This is a genomic window from Hymenobacter caeli (assembly GCF_013294115.1).
Lineage (GTDB): Bacteria > Bacteroidota > Bacteroidia > Cytophagales > Hymenobacteraceae > Hymenobacter > Hymenobacter caeli.
This window is the reverse complement of the sequence record NZ_JABSNP010000002.1, coordinates 213,788-232,249: the sequence shown is the minus strand read 5'-3', so window position 1 is coordinate 232,249 and position 18,462 is coordinate 213,788. Positions and strand designations below refer to the sequence as shown.

Annotated in this window: 15 protein-coding genes; 13 read left to right on the top strand and 2 right to left on the bottom strand. The window is 63.2% G+C overall.

Going from position 1 to position 18,462, the window contains the following annotated elements; all coding sequences use genetic code 11:
• The first annotated feature begins 205 nt into the window (after positions 1–205).
• The 5 genes from HNP98_RS02695 to HNP98_RS02675 all read left to right on the top strand — a co-directional run bounded on the left by HNP98_RS02695 (position 206) and on the right by HNP98_RS02675 (position 4,582).
• The gene (locus HNP98_RS02695; RefSeq protein ID WP_173808510.1) at positions 206–1,411 is read left to right on the top strand and encodes a hypothetical protein; all 1,206 of its coding nucleotides are present in this window, start codon (positions 206–208) and stop codon (positions 1,409–1,411) included.
• 13 nt (positions 1,412–1,424) lie between these two features.
• A complete protein-coding gene (locus HNP98_RS02690) occupies positions 1,425–1,664 on the top strand; it encodes a hypothetical protein (RefSeq protein ID WP_173808509.1) in 240 nt (79 codons plus the stop codon).
• 107 nt (positions 1,665–1,771) lie between these two features.
• Positions 1,772–2,656, top strand: coding sequence for a DUF4846 domain-containing protein (locus HNP98_RS02685; RefSeq protein ID WP_173808508.1), 885 nt, complete (start codon positions 1,772–1,774; stop codon positions 2,654–2,656).
• Between the two features lie 106 nt (positions 2,657–2,762).
• Complete coding sequence (locus HNP98_RS02680) at positions 2,763–3,452, top strand: Sir2 family NAD-dependent protein deacetylase (protein WP_173808507.1); 690 nt, start codon at positions 2,763–2,765, stop codon at positions 3,450–3,452.
• Between the two features lie 140 nt (positions 3,453–3,592).
• Entirely contained in the window at positions 3,593–4,582 is a 990-nt protein-coding gene (locus HNP98_RS02675; protein WP_173808506.1) for a Ppx/GppA phosphatase family protein, read from the top strand.
• Positions 4,583–4,651: 69 nt separating this feature from the next.
• Here HNP98_RS02675 and ppk1 read toward each other — a convergent pair whose 3' ends face one another.
• Positions 4,652–6,988, bottom strand: coding sequence for a polyphosphate kinase 1 (ppk1, locus tag HNP98_RS02670; RefSeq protein WP_246274927.1), 2,337 nt, complete (start codon positions 6,986–6,988; stop codon positions 4,652–4,654).
• A gap of 205 nt (positions 6,989–7,193) precedes the next feature.
• Here ppk1 and HNP98_RS02665 point away from each other — a divergent pair, with 205 nt between their 5' ends.
• The 8 genes from HNP98_RS02665 (at position 7,194) to HNP98_RS02630 (ending at position 16,103) form a co-directional block, all read left to right on the top strand.
• The gene (locus tag HNP98_RS02665) at positions 7,194–7,802 is read left to right on the top strand and encodes a TetR/AcrR family transcriptional regulator (protein ID WP_173808505.1); all 609 of its coding nucleotides are present in this window, start codon (positions 7,194–7,196) and stop codon (positions 7,800–7,802) included.
• 337 nt (positions 7,803–8,139) lie between these two features.
• Positions 8,140–8,757, top strand: coding sequence for an efflux RND transporter periplasmic adaptor subunit (locus tag HNP98_RS02660; RefSeq protein WP_173808504.1), 618 nt, complete (start codon positions 8,140–8,142; stop codon positions 8,755–8,757).
• Between the two features lie 332 nt (positions 8,758–9,089).
• Positions 9,090–10,382: an inositol-3-phosphate synthase gene (locus HNP98_RS02655; protein ID WP_246274926.1), complete on the top strand. Its 1,293-nt coding sequence runs from the start codon at positions 9,090–9,092 to the stop codon at positions 10,380–10,382.
• Positions 10,383–10,395: 13 nt separating this feature from the next.
• A complete protein-coding gene (locus HNP98_RS02650; RefSeq protein ID WP_173808502.1) occupies positions 10,396–10,845 on the top strand; it encodes a phosphatidylglycerophosphatase A family protein in 450 nt (149 codons plus the stop codon).
• The gene (locus HNP98_RS02645) at positions 10,846–11,229 is read left to right on the top strand and encodes a GtrA family protein (RefSeq protein WP_173808501.1); all 384 of its coding nucleotides are present in this window, start codon (positions 10,846–10,848) and stop codon (positions 11,227–11,229) included.
• Positions 11,226–13,796 carry a DUF5686 and carboxypeptidase-like regulatory domain-containing protein gene (locus HNP98_RS02640; protein ID WP_173808500.1) on the top strand — a complete coding sequence of 857 codons (2,571 nt, stop codon included), beginning with the start codon at positions 11,226–11,228 and terminating at the stop codon, positions 13,794–13,796. The genes HNP98_RS02645 and HNP98_RS02640 overlap by 4 nt, the downstream gene beginning before the upstream one ends.
• A 22-nt stretch (positions 13,797–13,818) precedes the next feature.
• A complete protein-coding gene (locus tag HNP98_RS02635; RefSeq protein WP_173808499.1) occupies positions 13,819–15,105 on the top strand; it encodes a DUF4833 domain-containing protein in 1,287 nt (428 codons plus the stop codon).
• 65 nt (positions 15,106–15,170) lie between these two features.
• Positions 15,171–16,103 (top strand): phosphatase PAP2 family protein, encoded by a 933-nt coding sequence (locus HNP98_RS02630; protein ID WP_173808498.1) that lies wholly within the window; start codon positions 15,171–15,173, stop codon positions 16,101–16,103.
• 188 nt (positions 16,104–16,291) lie between these two features.
• On the opposite strand, the gene gyrB is transcribed toward HNP98_RS02630, so the two are convergent.
• Positions 16,292–18,277 carry a DNA topoisomerase (ATP-hydrolyzing) subunit B gene (gyrB, locus tag HNP98_RS02625; RefSeq protein ID WP_173808497.1) on the bottom strand — a complete coding sequence of 662 codons (1,986 nt, stop codon included), beginning with the start codon at positions 18,275–18,277 and terminating at the stop codon, positions 16,292–16,294.
• Between the last annotated feature and the right edge of the window lie 185 nt (positions 18,278–18,462).

The window sequence follows — 18,462 nt, the reverse complement described above, 5'->3', positions numbered from 1 at the left end:
CTTGGTTTTCCTCGTTCGCTGGCCTCGCCCTGCCGGGGCCCGGGGCCACCGGCCCGAGGGCCCAGGACGGCCCGCTAGTCGGTGGGGGTTTCTACCCTGCTCCCTTCGCCGTCCTGGGTTTTCTGCCGGGGGCAGCCGCCCCTTTCGCGCTGGCTTTAATCTTTTTATGACGGGTTGCCCCGCCGGGCCTTCTTCTCCACGCGCCGTGTTCTCCCTTGCCTCCCTGCTCTCCCTGGTGGGGGCGCGCCTGCCCGGCGCGCCCGCCCTTGGGCCGGGCCCGGCCCACACTGCCGGGTCCAACCAGGCCCTGAACGTGTGCTTGCCGCACGCCTTCGTGGGGTACCCCGCGCACGAGCCGCTCCGGCCCGCAGCCGCGGCCAGCCGGGCGGTGGCCGTGCCGGAGGTGGCGGCAGCCGTCCCCGGCGCAGCAGCGCCCGGCAGGGCCGCTACGCCCGCGGTAGCGGCCCTGCCGCTCAAAACGGTGGTTGTGGACCTGGCCAACAACCGGATGCTAATTGCCACCACCCACCCCAACGGCCAAGCCATCCACGCCGTGAACCTTACCACCGGGGCCTCCAGCCTATTCTTCGTTCCCCCGGCCATTGCCGGGGCCCTTGCCACGCGGCTCGTTGGCCTAGCCCTCGACTGCGTGCACGACTGCCTGTACTATATGCTCAACGACTCCCCCGCCCCTTCCCCCACCAACCACCTGCGGCGCGTGCGGCTCGACGGCACCCACGACGCGCCGGTGCGCACGACCGACGCGTCCGCCCCGCCCGCGGTGGACCTGGCCGGCAACCACCAGCTGCTGGCCGCCGCCCGCGCCGACGGCAGCGGGCCCGCGGGCCCGCTGCCGGGGCCGGATGCGACCGGCCTGGGCAGCGGGCCCCTGCCCACCGTGGGCACCACGCTGGCCGACGCCATCACCGCTACGTCGGCCGTGCTGGGCGGCTTTGCAGCCCTGGACGGGGACGGAATCAGGCGCGGCATTGTGTACAGCGCCTTCGCGGCCCACCCCACCCTGGGCAACGGCACGCGGGTGGAAATCGGCAGCGGCCCGGGCGGCTTTTCGCGGTCCATCAACCTGTCCAGCGACACCACCTACTACGTGCGGGCCTACGCCACCGGCGCGGCGGGCACAGTGTACGGCAACACGGTGATGTTCAAAACCCTGGCCCCGCTGGCGGCGGCCATCGTTCCGCGGCCCGGCGGGAGCCGCCACGGGGGCACCGCCACGGTGGTGGCCACGGGCGGCTCGGCCCCCTACACCCACAGTTGGCGCAACACCACGGCCGGCGTAACCCTGGCCCAGGCCGGCGCCACGGTGCTGGGCCTGTCGGCTGGCTGCTACACCGTGACCGTGACCGATAGCACGGGGGCCACCACCACCGCCTCCACCGTCGTCCTCTAAGCCCGTGGTACCGATGAAAAACGCATCGCAACGCCCCGCCTCCCGCGCCAGCCGCGCCAACGAAGCCCGCCCCACCGCCGAGGCCCGCGCCTATGCCCGCAGCTGCACTCCGTACTACGACTGGTCGGGCAACTACAGCTGGACCAGCACCACCGAGTTGGCCACCGGCCTGCGGCTGCGCCCCTGCTCCTACCAGACCACTGCCACCGACGCGGACTGCTGCATCGCCACCTGCGTGTCGCTGGCCTGGTAATAGTAAACGGGCATTCCCCGCTTAGTGGTCGGCAGGCTAAATCAAGCGCTTGGCCGTTATGCTACCGGGCCCGCGCGCGGCGGGCTCCTTTTATTCGTATTGGCTTCGTGCACTTCGTTTGTTTCCTGTTGGCCGCGGCGCTAGTCGCGCCCGGCCCTGTACTGCGCCCGGCCGCGGTGGCCGACGCGGGCCCCTCCCGGCCGCCGCTGCCCCCACCGGGCCCGGCCTACGCTTGGCGGGACCGGCCCACCCGGGCCGGGAATACCTTGGCTACCCGGTTTCCGGCCCCGGCCGGGTGCCGGCGCGTGGCGGTGGTGGCCGGCGCATGGGGCGCGTGGCTGCGCGGGCTGCCCCTGCGCCCCGCCGGCACCCCCGCCCGCCTCTACAACGGTAAGTTGAAGGACCGCCAGGACGTGGTGGCCGCCGTGGTCGACATCGACGTGGGCCCCACCGACCTCCAGCAGTGCGCCGACGCGGTTATTCGCCTGCGGGCCGAGTACCTGTTCGGCCGCGACCCCAACCGGGTGCATTTCCACCTCACCACGGGCTACGATTTCTGGTTTTCCGACTACGTGGCCGGCCGCACCTTCCGGGTGGTGGGCGAGGAAGTGCGGCCCGCGCCCAAGGCCGCCGAAGCGCCCACCCACGCCGCCCTCGCCCGTTACCTCGTCCCCACGTTCGGCTACGCGGGCACCCGGTCGCTGCGCCGCGAGCTGGGCCCCGTGCCCCTGGCCGCAGTGCAACCCGGCGACGTGCTCGTCCACGGCGGGGCCCCCGGCCACGCGGTATTGGTGGTGGACGTGGCCGAAAACCCTGCCAGCGGCCAGCGGTTTATGCTGCTGGCCCAGAGCTACATGCCCGCCCAGAGCATCCACGTGCTGCGCAACGTGGACGAGCCCGCGCTCGGGGCTTGGTTCGCGGTGCGGCCAGCGGCGGCAGTCATGGCCACGCCAGAGTGGGACTTTGGGGCGGGCGAGCTGGGGCGGTTTTGAGGGCGGGGCGGCCGGCCCTCCTTTGATGTTGCGGCCTACAATATCATTTTTGTGTTATTAGGGTTTCCCTGGCCACATTTGCCGCGGCTTAACGTTTAGAATTGTCATGAAGCACCTCGTTGTCCTCACCGGAGCCGGCGTGTCGGCCGAGTCCGGCATCCGCACCTTCCGCGACACCAACGGCCTGTGGGAAGACCACCGCGTGGAAGACGTGGCCACGCCCGAAGCCTTCGCCCGCAACCCCGCCCTGGTGCTCGATTTTTATAACCAGCGCCGCGCCCAGGCCCGCACCGTGCAGCCCAACGCGGCCCACCTCGCCCTGGACGGCTTCGAAGCGCAGCCCGGCTGGCACGTGCGCATCATCACCCAAAACGTGGACGACCTGCACGAGCGGGCCGGCTCCAGCGACGTGCTGCACCTGCACGGCATGCTGCGCCAGATGCGCACCGTGGGCGACGAAACCGCGGTGTACGACTGCCCCGGCGACATCCAGCCCGGCGACCTGGGCCCCGACGGCACGCAGCTGCGGCCCCACATCGTGTGGTTTGGCGAGCAGGTGCCGGCCATCGAGGAAGCCGCCGAAACCGTGGCCACCGCCGACGCCGTGCTGGTGGTGGGCACCTCGCTGCAAGTGTACCCGGCGGCGGGCCTGCTGCACTACGCCCCGGCCGGCTGCCCGGTGTTCGTCATCGACCCGCACCAGCCCGCGGCCGGCCGGCGCGGCGTGCGCTACGTGGTGGCCCCGGCCAGCGTGGGCGTGCCCCAGGTGCTGGCCGAGCTGGCCGCCGGGAGCTAGCCCGGGCATTACCCGCTCCAGGCCCGCCGTTCGGCTCGGCTAGGCCCCGGCGCACGGCGGGCGGAACGATCCGGCCCGAAGGGGGAACCGGCGGCGGGCGGCCCTACCTTTGCCCGCTTACCCTCACCAACCGTTCGCCTGTGGAGTACCCGCTGTGTAAACTCGCCGCCATCGACATCGGCTCCAACGCGGTGCGCTGCCAGATTTCGGCCGTGCTGAGCTACAAAGACCAGTTTCGCCTCAAGCGCGTCGAGTACGTGCGCTACCCCATGCGCCTGGGCGAGGACGTGTTCGCCACCGGCGAGATTTCGCCCCGCAAAGCCGACAAGTTCGTCAAGTTCCTGCACTCGCTCAAGCTGCTGATGGAGGTGCACGAGGTGTCCCACCACCTCATCTGCGCCACCTCGGCCATGCGCGGGGCCACCAACGGCGCGGCCATTGCCGCCCGTGTGCGCGACGAGCTGGGCCTGCACATCAAAGTAATTGACGGCCAAGACGAAGCCTTCTACATCAACCGCGTCATCGAGCACCTGCTGGAAGACAACAAGCACTACCTGCACATCGACGTGGGCGGCGGCAGCACCGAGTTCAACATCTACCACGACCGCCGCAAAGTAGCGGCCCAGTCGTTCGAGGTCGGCTCCATCCGCCGGATGCAGCAGGAAGAGAGCGGGGCCCGCGACACCGACGCCCAGGCCGACCTCTGGGTGCGCATGGAGGCCTGGGTGCGCGACAACGCCCGCCGCTACCACGTCACGCGGGCCATCGGCACGGGCGGCAACATCAACAAGCTCTACAGCATGTCGCCGGCCGCGCCCCGCAAGCCCGTCGCCCGCCGCAGCCTCGAAACCCTCCTCGCCCGCCTCGCCGCCCTGACGATGGAAGAGCGCGTGAACGTGGCCATGCTCAACCCCGACCGCGCCGACGTCATCGTGCCCGCCGGCCACATCTACCTCTCGGCCATGCAATGGGCCAACGTGAGCAGCATGATCGTGCCCGACATCGGCCTGAAAGACGGCATGCTCCAGACCTTATTCGAAGAGCACTTCGACGAAATCAGCCCCGCCAGCGGCCACCCCGCCCACCCGCCCATCCCCGACGTGCGCAACGAGCCGGCCGACGTCGAGTAGAGAAATGGGCACCGAAGGATGCCCTTGCGTGGCCCCGGCGGCGTTCCTCGTCAAGCTTATTCTACCCCCCTACTCCAAATCTGCTTGCACAGCTTCGGCCTCCGTGTCCACGCCGGCCAGGTCTTCGTCGTCGCCGGGGCCCTCGCCGAACGCGGAATCGTCGCCCACGGCCGAGGCCGGGACCGTGCCTTCGGTGGCGGCCGCTTCGGCGGCCACCAGGGCGGCGGCCACCTCCCGGCGGCGGGCGGTTTGCTGGGCCAGCAGGTCGAGCAGCCCCTCGGGCGTGGCCAGGGCCAGTTGGGCCTCGTCGCGCCGGTAGAAGTCTTTGTGCACGTTCACCACCGGCTCGCCGGGGGCCGGGCGCTGGCGGATGTAGGCCCCGTCCTCGCGCATCACGTAGCTGTTCTGGTTATCCAGCAGGTTCAGCATCAGGATGCTGATGGCCTCGCGCCGCAGCTGCGGGTTCACAATCAGGAACAGCGCCTCGATGCGCCGGTCGAAGGAGCGCACCATGATGTCGGCCGAGCCGGCGTACAGGCGGGCGTCGCCGCCGTTGTGGAAGTAGAACAGCCGCGCGTGCTCCAGGTACTCGCCCACTATGCTGCGCACCTCGATGTTGTCGCTGAGCCCCGGCCGGCCCGGGCGCAGGCAGCAAATGCCCCGCACGATGAACCGGATGGGCACGCCGGCCTTCGCAGCTTTGTAAAACTCGTCAATCAACTCTTTGTCTTCCAAGGAGTTCATCTTCATCACGATGCCGCTGGGCTGGCCTTTCTTGGCGTGTTTTACCTCCTCGCGCACCAAGTGCACGAGCTGCTGGCGCATGTCCTTGGGGGCCGTGATGAGGTACTCGTAGTCGTCGGGCTGCGAGTGGCCGGTGATGACGTTGAAGAATTCCGACACGTCGTGGCCGTAGGTGTCGTTGGTCGTCAGCAGGCTCAGGTCGGTGTAGAGGCGCGAGGTTTGCTCGTTGTAGTTGCCCGAGCCGATGTGCACGTAGCGCGTCACCTTCTCCCCTTCCTTGCGGATGATCATCAGCAGCTTGGTGTGCGTCTTGTACTTGCTCACTCCGTAAATCACGAAGCAGCCGGCCTTTTCCAGCCGGGCCCCCTCGCGGATGTTTTTCTCTTCGTCAAACCGGGCCTTCACCTCGAACAGCACCGACACGTGCTTGCCGTTTTCGGCCGCTTTCAGCAGCGCCGCGCTCACCCGCGAGTCGTCGGCGAGCCGGTAAATGGTCTGCTTGATGCCCAGCACCTGCGGGTCTTCGGCGGCCTGCTCCAGCAGGCGCACCATCGGCTCGATGCTGTTGTAGGGGTGGTGCAGCAGCACGTCGTGGTGCTTGAGGTACTCGAACAGGTTGTCTTCGGCCCCCTCGGGCAGGCTCAGGGGCGCGACGGGGGCCGGCGACCTGGCCCCCTTGCCCCGGAAGTTGGGGTGGCGCACAATCTGCCACAATCCTTTCATGTCCAGCAAAGAATTGATGACGAACACGTTGCCGTTGTCGATGTTCCACCGCTCGCGCAGCACCTCCATCAGCAGCGGCGAGGCGTTGGGCTCCACCTCCACGCGCACCACGCGGCCGCGCTTGCGGGTTTTCAGGCCCACCTGAATCTCCTTGATGAAATCGTTGTCGATGTCGTCGGATTCTTCCAGCGTGAAATCGCCGTTGCGGGTGATGCGCAGCAGGTTGGCCGACAATATTTCGACGTTGCGGAACAGCCGGGGCAGGTACTCGCGCACGATTTCCTCGATGGGCACGAAGATGACCCGGTCCTTGCGTTGCAACTCAAAAAAGCGCGTCAGGTTCTGCGGAATCTGCACGAAGGTGAGCCGCTCCTGCCCTTTCTCGGCCTCCCCGTCGAGGCCCAGGCCCCCGGTGCCGGCCGCGTGCGTCACCACCCCGAAGATGAGCATCTGGTTCATCATCAGCGGGAAGCCGTGGTAGGCGTCGTACACCATCGGCGTGAGCAGCGGAAACACCGTGTTCTTGAAAAACCCGTCGGCCTTGCGGGCCTCAATCTCCGTCAGGTCGCTCACTTTCAGAATATTGAAGCCGTTCTTCTCAAACATGGGCTTCAGCTCGTTCACGTACGTCAGGCTCTGGTCGTTGACAAAACGGTGGGCAAAGTCCAGCAGCTTGCGCCGGAACGGCAGCTCCCGCAGCCCCGAGTAGTCCACCCGTTCTTTGCCGTAGTCGAGGTAGTTGTAGAGCGACCCCACCCGAATCATGAAAAATTCGTCGAGGTTGGAGCTGGTGATGGCCATGAATTTGAGCCGGTCGAACAACGTCTTGCCGGCGTCCTGGGCCTGGTCGAGCACCCGGTAGTTGAAACGCAGCCAGCTTAAATCGCGGCTGATATACTTGCTCTTGCGGATAAGGTCGGCGGACTTGAACAGTTTCATAAACCACGGATTTAACGGATTTTGACAGATTTAACGGATTTTTAAGGTTCCGCACCGGCCGTAGGCAAAGTAACGGCTTACGGCGTTTCTGGGGGCCAGGTGGCGGCCGGCCACATCACCGGGCCGGGAAGATTTATTTTATCGACTAAAAAATCTTTTTGGTCGAAAGTCTGTTTTCCTGTTGTCCGCTCAGTCGTGCTCCTACATGCCCACTGCCCCCCCCACCCGCACCAAAGAGGAAACCACCCGCGAGAACGTGGTGCAAGCGGCCCAGCGCCTGTTCCAGCAGCACGGGTTGCACAAGGTGACGATGGACGACGTAGCCAAGGCCATCGGCAAGGGCAAAAGCACGCTGTATTACTATTACAAAAACAAGGAGGAAATATTTTCGGCGGTGCTGGACCGCGAAACCGCCGACATGGTGCAGCGGGTGACCCGGGCCGTGGACGAGGCGGCCACGGCCGAGGGCAAGCTGTTCGCCTTTTCGGCCGGGAAGCTGCGGGAGCTGCGGGAAAAAGTTGCCCTCTACAACATCCTTAGTCAGGAAATCATGGCAGATGCCTGCTTTTTGCGCAGCATCCGCCAGCGCCACCTGAAGCAGGAAAGCACCCTGCTCAAAAGTATTTTGGTGTTCGGCGCGGCTTCCGGCGAACTGAAAACCCTTACCCCGCAGGAGCTGGATACCATGGCTTTTGTGTTTCTCAGCGGCCTGTACGGGCTGGAGCAGGAAATGGTGTTTGCGAACAATTTCGAGTTGATGGAGCCCGCCGTGACCTTCCTGAGCCGCACGGTAGTGCACGGACTGAAAGCCTGATTTTTTTGCCCAATTTTCGACCAAGACACTAAAATGGTCTGACGGTCGTCTACTCTTCAGACAGTTTAACCATGCTGCCATTCCTGTACTTGCTTTTAGACCAAAAAATGTTTTTGGTCTACTGGACGAAGGCTTTGTTTCGCTTAAAGGGGCTCCCGTTGGTACAAGTCGGCCGGGGGCCGAAGCGGCGGGGGCCCCGCAGACCAAAAAATCGTGGCCGCGGTGGAACCGGCCGGGGCCGGTTGCCGGCCCGCGTGGCCCCGGCCCCTCCCTTTTCAATTTTCGGCCTCTGAGCCCCACCGCCATGAAAAAGCTCTTAATTTTTTTGGTCGTTGCCGTGCCCGTAATAAGCGGGTTGTACCGGGCCGTGCGGCGGCGCGAAGCGGGCTCGCCGCCGGTGGCGCTGGTAGTGGTGGGGCAGCGCACCCCCGGCCGGCCCACCGGGCCGGCCCTGGCCGGCACCGTGCTGGCCGCCCCGCGCCAGGTGCTGCGCGTGCCCGGGGGAGGCCACGTAACGCAGGTATATTTCAGCGAGGACCAGCGGGTGGCAGCCGGCAGCCTGCTGCTGAAGCTGGCCGTGGGCCCCCTGAGCCGCGCCCGCATCGTCTTCGTTTCGGCCCCGGCCGCCGGCGAGGTCAGGAGTCTGCAAGTCAGCGCTGGCGACTACCTGGCGGCGGGTGCTCCCTACGCGTACCTCACGCAAAGCCGCCCGGTGCGGGTGCAGGTACCGGCCGCCGCCGCGCGGCTCTGCCCCGGCGATTCGCTGCAAATCCTGGCGGGGCCCCCTGGGTTGGCGGGGGAAGTGTCGGCCTTGGCGGCGGTAGTGCCGGCCACCGCGCCCGGCACCGCCGCCGTACTGGTACTGAAGGGCCTGCGCTGGCCCCGGCCGAGCCCCGCCCCGGTGGTTGTGGCCCCGTTGCGCGGGCCCCAGCCCCCCGTGGTGGCCTCGGATTGACCGGGGCGGCCGCCGGCCCGGGGCCCAAGGCCGCTTCGTTCGTGATACTTTTACTGTTTAATCTTTCTTTCGTAACGTCAAAGTAAAGTTGGGCGGCCAACGTGTACCGCCGGGCCCTTCCGTATAGCGACTAAAAAGAATTCATCCCCCATTGCAGAACTTTTGCACCTGGTCCGGTTACACCGTCCCCGGCGACCTTAAATACTGCCGGATTCATCTCGAAATTTTTGCCCTGCCCGAGGCCCGGCTGCACCAGACCAATTTAAACGGGCACCGAACACCAAAACCATATGAAAGAAAAGACAGGGCAGCTTGCCCCCGCTGACGGCAAATTGGGCATCTTACTGCCCGGCATGGGGGCCGTGGCCACCACCCTTATCGCCGGCGTGCTGGCCGTGCGCAAGGGCGGGGCCCAGCCCGTGGGCTCGCTCACCCAGATGGGCAACATCCGCACGGGCAAGCGCACGGCGAACAACTACCCCAAAATCAAGCACTACGTGCCGCTGGCCGACCTCGACGACATCGAGTTTGGCGGGTGGGATGTGTATGAAGACAACGTGTACCAGGCGGCCCTGAAAGCCGGCGTGCTGGACGCCCGCACGCTGGAAACCGTGCGCCCCGAGCTGGAGGCGCTGGTGCCCATGAAAGCGGCGTTCGACCGGCACTACGTGAAAAACCTGGACGGCACGCACATCAAGTCCTTCACCACGAAGCATGACTTGGCCGAGCAGGTCATCGACGACATCCGCACCTTTAAGGCTACGCGCGGCTGTAGCCGCCTGGTGATGGTGTGGTGCGGCTCCACGGAAATCTACCACGAGCCCTCCGAAACGCACCGCACCCTGGCGGCCTTCGAGGAAGGCCTGCACGCCAACGCGGCCAACATTGCGCCCAGCATGATTTACGCCTACGCGGCGCTGAAGGAGGGCGTGCCCTTTGTGAACGGGGCTCCCAACCTGACCGTGGACGTGCCCGCGCTGCTGGAGCTGGCCGCCATCACCGGCACGCCGGTGGCCGGCAAGGACTTCAAGACGGGGCAGACCCTGATGAAAACCATCGTGGCCCCGGGCCTCAGCGCCCGCGCCCTGGGCGTGCGGGGCTGGTTCTCGACCAACATCCTGGGCAACCGCGACGGGCTGGTGCTCGACGACCCCGACAACTTCCGCACCAAGGAGGTGTCGAAGCTGAGCGTGCTGGAGGACATCTTCCACCCCGAAGTCAACCCCGAGCTGTACGGCGACATGTACCACAAGGTGCGCATCAACTACTACCCGCCCGCCGGCGACAACAAGGAGAGCTGGGACAACATCGACATTTTCGGGTGGCTGGGCTACCCGATGCAGATTAAAATCAACTTCCTCTGCCGCGACTCCATCCTGGCGGCCCCCCTGGTGCTGGACCTGGCCCTGTTCATGGACCTGGCCAAGCGGGCGGGCATGAGCGGCGTGCAGGAGTGGCTCTCGTTCTACCTCAAATCGCCGCAAACCGTGGACGACCTGCGGCCCGAGCACGACATCTTCAAGCAGCTGGTGACGCTGCACAACACCCTGCGCCACATCATGGGCGAGGAGCCCGTGACGGACGCCGCGCCCGACGAGTACCAGGACGCGGCCGAAGCTTTTTAACCTCCCCCGCCGCGTGTTCAAAGCAATTGCCTCGGTGCTGGGCGTGGGCCACCTGAAAGGGGGCGGCACGGTGGCCGCCGCCGCCTGCTGCCTGGGCCTGTACCTGGCCCGGGGCCGGGGCCCCACCACGCGCCCCGGGCCGGCGGGCCTGCTCACGGCGGGCCTGCTGGCCCTGGGCACCTGGGCGGCCCAGCGCGTGGAGCCCGCGTGGGGCAAAGACAGCGCCCGGGTGGTCATCGACGAAGCGGCCGGCATGTGGGTGGCCATGCTGTGCGTGCCCGTCACGGGGCCCAACCTGCTGGCGGGGCTGGCGCTGTTCAGGTTTTTTGATATCGCCAAACCGTTGGGCATTAGAAAAATGGAGGACTTACCAGGCGGAGTGGGCGTGATGTTGGACGACGTACTGGCCGGCGTTTACAGCAACGCGCTGCTCCGGGCCGGGTTAAAACTCAGCAGTCGTTAAATGCGCTACCCCCGGCTGGTAAAGGCGCAGGCCGCGGCGGCGGCGGGCACCGCCGTCGATTTCCTGGTCACCATCGCCGGGGTGGAGGCGCTGCACGTCTGGTACCTGGCGGCCACCGCGGCGGGCAACGCCGCCGGGGGCCTCACCAACTTCTACCTGGGCAAGCATTTTGTGTTCGACGCCGCGCGGCAAAGCACGTCAACCCAGGGCCTCCGCTACTTCGTAGTATGGCTGGGCAGCCTGCTTTTGAACGCAACCGGCGTTTACCTGTTCACTCAGGTGCTGCACCTGAACTACGTGTACAGTAAAGTGGTGGTCTCCTTGCTGGTCGGGGTCGGATTCAACTACTTTTTGCAGCTGCATTTTGTCTTTAAGAAGCCATGAATAGTTTGTTTACCGCGCTCCGCTACCGAAGCGTGGCGTGCTTGCTACTGGCGCTGCTGGGCCTGCCGGCGGCCGTGGCCGCCCAAACCACCACCATTGAGGGCGTGGTGATGGACGCCAAAACCAAAGAAAAGCTTCCCTACGTCACGGTTGCGGTGCCCCAGGCCGGGGTGGGGGCCAATACCGACCTCGACGGGCACTACACCCTGCGGGTGCCCGCCCCGTACACGTCGGTGGTGTTCAACTACCTGGGCTACCGAACCGTGACGAAAACCATCGTGGCCGGGGTGCCCCAGGAGCTGAACGTGCAGCTCACCCCCACCGCGGCCCTGCTGAACGAAGTAGTGGTGAAAGGGCAAAAGCAGCCCCGCTACCGCAACAAAGAAAACCCCGCCGTCGCCCTCATCCGCCAGGTCATCGACAACAAGGAAAAGAACCGGCCGGAAAGCTACGACTACGTGGAGTACGACAAGTACGAGAAGATGACCTTCGCGTTCAGCAACTTATCGGAGAAATTCAAGAACAAAAAAATATTCCGCAACTACCAGTTTCTGTTTGAAAAGCAGGATTCTACCGCGGCGGGCGGCGTGAACATCCTGCCCGTGTACATGGAAGAAAAGCTGGCCAGAGAATACTACCGCAAAAACCCCGAGAAAAGAAAAACCGTCGCGCTGGGCACCAAGCAAGTGCAGTTCGACAAGCATTTTATTGACAACGAGGGCCTGAGCACCTATTTCAATCGGATGTACCAGGACATCGACATTTACGCCAACAACGTGTCCCTGCTGGGCAACCAGCTGCTGAGCCCGATTGCCAACAACTCGCCCACGTTTTACCAGTTTTACATCACCGATACCCTTAAGCAGCAAACCCCGCAGCTCATCGAGCTGAGCTTTACCCCGCGCGCCAAGGGCGACATGCTCTTCAACGGCAAGCTCTACGTCACCCTCGACGGCAACTACGCGGTGCAGCAAGCGGTGCTTTCGGTGGACAAGCGCATCAACCTCAACTTCGTCAAGAGCCTGAACGCCCGCCTGGATTTCGCCGAAAACCCCGACAAGCGCTACCATTTGAGCAAAAGCGCGTTGGCCATTGATTTCGGCGTTTCCCAAAACAAAGGCTCCGGCTTTTACGGCGAGCGCACGGTTTCGTACCAGCACTACGAAATTAACAAGCCCGAGGGCCCCGAAGTGTACGACGGCCCCGCGCAAATAGCTGCCGACAGCACCGACCACCGCCCCGACGCCTTTTGGCGGCGCAACCGGCCCGACAGCCTCACGCAGGTCGAGAAGGCCATTTACACCAACGTCGACACCCTGCAAACCATCAAGTCGTTCCGGCGCACGCTGGAGATTTTCACCTTCGTGCTGTCCGGCTACAAGTCGTTCGGGCCGTTTGAAATTGGGCCGTCCAACACGTTTTACAGCTTTAACCCCGTCGAAGGTTTCCGGCTGCGGCTGGGCGGCCGCACCACGCCGGAGCTGAGCAAGCGCATTTATTTCGAAACCTATTCGGCCTACGGTTTCAAAGACGAGCGGTGGAAATACTTTCTCAGCTCCACGTATTCGCTCAACAATAAATCGGTCTACACTTTCCCGCAAAACTTTATCCGCGCCAGCTTTCAGCGCGACACCAAGATTCCGGGCCAGGAGCTGGAATTTGTGCAGGAAGACAACTTTCTGCTTTCTTTCAAGCGCGGCGTCAACGACAAGTGGCTGTACAACGACGTGTACCGCCTCGACTACGTGCACGAGTTCAACAACCACTTCTCCTACACGCTGGGCGTCAAAAAATGGCAGCAGGCCCCGGCGGGCGGCTTGTATTTTCGCAACGTCGAAGACGACCGCCCCAACCCCGTTGCCAACCTGAGTACCACGGAGGCGATGCTGTCGCTGCGCTGGGCCCCCAAGGAAACGTTTTACCAGGGCAAGCTCTACCGCGTGCCCATCATCGGGCCCTACCCCGTTTTCACGGCCCGCCTCACCACGGGCCTCAAGGGCGTGCTCGGCGGCGAGTACAACTACAAAAACGTTGCGCTCAACGCCACCAAGCGGTTTTATTTGTCGCAGCTGGGCCACGCCGACGTGACGGTGGAGGGGGGCTACATTTTCGGGCAGGTGCCCTTCCCGCTGCTCGACATTCACCGGGCCAACCAGACGTACTCGTACCAGCTGAATTCGTATAACCTGATGAATTTCCTGGAGTTTTCCAGCGACCACTACGCCAGCTTCTTCATTGACCAAAACTTCAACGGATTCTTTTTCAACAAGCTGCCGCTGATAAAACAATTGAAGCTACGGGAAGTGGCCTCCCTCAAGCTGTTGTACGGCGGTATCCGGGACCAAAACAATCCTACCCTCCACCCGGAGCTATACCAGTTCCTGCAAGATGCCCAGGGCCAGCCCACTACGTTTGCACTGGGCCGGCAGCCCTACGCCGAAGCCAGCGTGGGCGTGGCCAACATCTTCAAGCTGTTCCGGCTGGACATCGTCAAGCGGCTCACTTACCTCGACAACCCCAACATCTCGGAATGGGGCCTGCGGGGGCGCTTTAAAGTTGATTTCTAACCGGCTGCTGCCGACCCTTCGCATGAATTTAATGACGCTGCGCAACGGCTTGCAGGCGGGGATTTATAAGATTATAAATCCCTTCGTGCGGTTGTTGATTAAAATTGGTTTCACGCCCAACGCGGTAACGCTCACCGGGCTACTGCTGAACATCGGGGTGGCCGTGGTCTTCATTGCCGGCGGCGAGGAAGGCCACCGGGGCGATTTGCGCTACGTGGGCTGGGGCGGGGCCCTCATCCTGTTTGCCGGCCTGTTCGACATGCTCGACGGGCAGGTGGCCCGCCTGGGCAACATGAAAAGCGAGTACGGGGCCCTGTTCGACTCCGTACTGGACCGCTACAGCGAGCTGTTCACGTTCCTGGGCATCTGCTATTACCTCGTGGCGCACCACTACTTTTTCAGCTCGCTCTTTGCCTTCATTGCCCTTATCGGCTCCATGATGGTGAGCTACACCCGGGCCCGGGCCGAGGGGCTGGGCATTGAGTGCAAAGGCGGCCTGATGCAGCGCCCCGAGCGCGTGGTACTGCTGGGCGTCAGCGCGTTGGCCTGCGGCCTGGCTTCGGCGTACCTGGGCGGCAATTACAAGCTGTACGTGCCGGGCGTGCCGTTCCACGTGTTCGAAACCATGTCGATTTTCACGTTTCCCATCACCGTGCTCGCCGTGTTGTCGAACATAACCGCGGTGTCGCGCCTGCTCGACGCCAAAAAATCGCTGCACCTGAAAATGCAGCCGGCCCGACCCGTTCCAACTGCCGCGAAAGTAGCCGCCGGCACGCTGTTGCTCCTCCTCGGCGGCTGGGTTGGCGGCTTGCAGCCGCTTCGGGCCGCGCCGTTGCCCAGCACCGATTTTCCCACGCCCGCCGGCATTGCCAACCAGCTGTTTTACTTGCAGCGCGACCCCAACAGCAACACCGTCATCTACCAGCTCAACGTGGACGGGAACGGGGCCCTGGACGAAGACGAGCCCGTGCACGTATTCTGGATTAGGTACGCCGAGCAGGGCCAGCGCAAAGAGCTGAATTTCATTCAGCGCAAATTCGCTTACGGCATTAGCACCAAGAAATTGGGGCCCGACAAATACGAGCTGAAGTTTGCCGCCTACGACAAGGTGCGTTTCTACCTGATGAAATCCAGTGCCGACAAAGCTTTTCACGTGTACACGACTTTGGCCAGCAAGCAAATCGTGCTGGACCGGGTTTTTTTGCGCATCGACGGCGGCACGTTCTGGGTGCCCAACGTTAAGTACATTGAGTTCCGGGGCCGCAACACGACCACCCGCGAACCGGTGGTCGAACGGGTGAACGTGTGAGTCAACCAGCCACAGGGCAGCCACTTCTGCTGCGCCAACCAATCCCGTAGCCACTCGCGAACAGTATGCGTGATTCACCCCCAAGGATAGGTACAAAGGGCTTGGTAGTGCCAGCGCTGTCGCTGGCTTACCTGCTCTTTTCCTATTTATTAATTGGTTTTCGGCCCGAGCAATTGGTGCTGCTTGCTATCTGCAACGCCTGCTATTACCTCTCGGCGACCACCCGCCGATTCATCACGGGTTTTTCTATCTTCGTCGTTTTCTGGATTCTTTACGACTACATGAAGGCGTTTCCGAACTATGCCTACCGGGCGGTGGACATCGCGCCGCTGTACCACGCGGAAAAAAGCTTGTTTGGCATTCACGCAGGCAACCAAACGCTGACACCCAACGAGTTTTGGCTACTGCACGGCAGCCCGTGGCTTGACGTAATGTGCGGCGTATTTTACCTGTGCTGGGTACCCATCCCGCTGGCTTTCGCGGGTTATTTATTCTTCAAGAACCGGCCGCTATTTTTTGAGTTTTCGCTAACGTTTCTATTAGTAAACCTGCTGGGGTTTGTAATTTATTACCTGCACCCGGCTGCCCCCCCGTGGTACGTGCAGCAACATGGCTTTCAATTCCAGCCCCTGCGGATGGGCAGCACGGCCGGGCTGGCAAGATTTGACGCATTTTTCGGCGTTAACATCTTTAAATCTATCTACGCGAAGAACTCCAACATCTTCGCTGCCATGCCTTCCCTGCATTCGGCCTACCCGGTCATTGTATTATTTTACGCCGTTAAAAACCGGTCGGGAATCTTTAATTATCTATTCCTCACCGTCATGGTGGGCATTTGGTTTTCCGCGGTTTACAATAGCCACCACTACGTATTGGACGTGCTGGCCGGCATCAGCGTTGCTTTAATCGGAATAATTATTTTCCGTTTACTCGCCGACAAAAGCCGGGCCTTTAAGCGTCTCATTAATTATTTTTTACTGGCCACCGCCCCGGTTTAGTTCGGCCGCCGTTACTGGTTCACTACCTGGGAATGCCGGCGGTTGCATCGGTTTTCACGAGCAGCCCGCAATAAATTTCCAGGGGCCCCGGACGAAACAAGTTGCCGCATCCTTTCACCGTACCTAAACACGACGCGCAAAAGAAAAGCCCGCTTTGCAGCGGGCTTTTCTTTTGCGCGTCGTTGGCATTAAATGTCCAGCTTGGCGTACTTGGCGTTTTGCTCGATGAAGTCGCGCCGGGGGGCCACTTCGTCGCCCATCAGCATCGAGAACAGGTGGTCGGCTTCCACGGCCGATTCCACGTTTACCTGCTTGAGCGAGCGGGTGGCGGGCTGCATGGTGGTGGTCCAGAGCTGCTCGGCGTTCATCTCGCCGAGGCCTTTGTAGCGCTGCACGTTCACGGTGTCGGGCTTGCCCCGGCCCAGGTCGCGCTGGGCCTGCTCCCGTTCTTCTTCGCTCCAGCAGTAGCGCTCTTCTTTGCCGCGCTTCACGAGGTAGAGCGGCGGCAGCGCGATGTAGATGTAGCCGCTGTCGACCAGGGCCCGCATGTAGCGGAAAAAGAAGGTTAGAATCAGGGTGCGGATGTGCGAGCCGTCGATGTCGGCGTCGGTCATGATAATGACCTTGTGGTAGCGCAGCTTGGCCAGGTTCAGGCCTTTAGCATCGGCCTCGATGCCCTTTTCCGGGTCGGCCGGCGTACCGAAGGTGACGCCCAGGGCCGTAATCATGTTGCGGATTTCCTCGTTTTCGAGGATGCGGTGCTCCTGGGCCTTCTCCACGTTGAGGATTTTGCCCCGCAGCGGCAGGATGGCCTGAAACGCCCGGTTGCGCCCCGCCTTGGCGGTGCCGCCGGCCGAGTCGCCCTCCACCAGGTACAGCTCGCAGATTTCAGGGTCCGACTCCGAGCAGTCGGCCAGCTTGCCGGGCAGCGAATTCGAGCCCAGCACGGTTTTGCGCTGCACCATTTCGCGGGCTTTGCGGGCGGCGATGCGGGCCTTGGCGGCCAGAATCACTTTCTCGACGATGATGCCCGCCTCGCGGGGGTTTTCCTCCAGGTACTGTTGCAGGATTTCGCCCACCACCGTGTTCACGGCCCCGCTCACGTCGGAGTTGCCGAGCTTGGTTTTGGTCTGCCCCTCAAACTGCGGCTCCTGCACCTTCACCGAAATCACGGCCGTGAGGCCCTCGCGGAAGTCCTCGCCCGAAATCTCCACCTTGGCCTTTTCGAGCTTGCCCGACTTATCGGCGTAGTTCTTCAGCGTGCGCGTAAGCGCGGCGCGGAAGCCGGCCACGTGCGTGCCGCCCTCGATGGTGTTGATGTTGTTGACGTAGGAGTAGATGTGCTCCTGGTAGTCGGAATTGTACTGCAAAGCCACTTCCACGGGCGTGCCGCCCTTCTCGCTCACCACGTGGATGGGCAGGGGCATGAGCACGGTGCGGGCGCTGTCGAGGTACTGCACGAACTCACTCAGGCCGCCCACCGAATAAAACTCCTCGTAGCGGAAGCCGGTGCCCGCGGCGTTCTGCTCGCGGCGGTCGGTGAGGGTAATGCGGATGCCCTTGTTGAGGTACGACAGCTCGCGCAGGCGGGTGGCGATGGTGTCGTACTTGTAAACGGTTTCGGTGAAGATGCTGTCGTCGGGCAGGAAGTCCACCTGCGTGCCGTGCTCGTCGGTGTCGCCGATTTCCTTCACGGCGTACTGCGGCACGCCAATCTTGTAGTCCTGCTCGTAAATGTGGCCCTTGCGGCGCACGGTCACTTTCAGGTCGGTGCTCAGCGCGTTCACGCAGCTCACGCCCACGCCGTGCAGGCCCCCGGAAACTTTGTAGGAATCTTTGTCAAACTTGCCGCCGGCGTGCAGCACGGTCATCACCACTTCGAGGGCCGAGCGGCCTTCTTTGGCGTGGAAATCGACGGGAATGCCGCGCCCGTTGTCGCGCACGGTCACGGAGTTGTTTTCGTTGATGGTGACCTCGATGCGGTCGCAGTGGCCGGCCAGGGCCTCGTCGATGGAGTTGTCGACCACTTCCCACACCAGGTGGTGCAGGCCTTTGACGCCCGTGTCGCCGATGTACATGCTGGGGCGCTTGCGCACGGCCTCCAGCCCTTCGAGCACCTGGATGCTATCGGCCGTGTATTCGGCGGGGGCTTTCTTTTCTGCTATTTCGCTCATGCAAAAGGGGGTTAAAGCGGCTGCAAAAACCAGCCACTAAGAGAACACTCAAAAGTACCCTTTTTATTCCATTTTGCCTATTTTTCGGCAAGTTTTCCCAGGACGTAAAAAGGCCCTTGCCAGGGCTGGCAAGGGCCTTTTTGCGCAGTGTCAGAACGGCCGAAGACCCCACTGACAATGAGCAC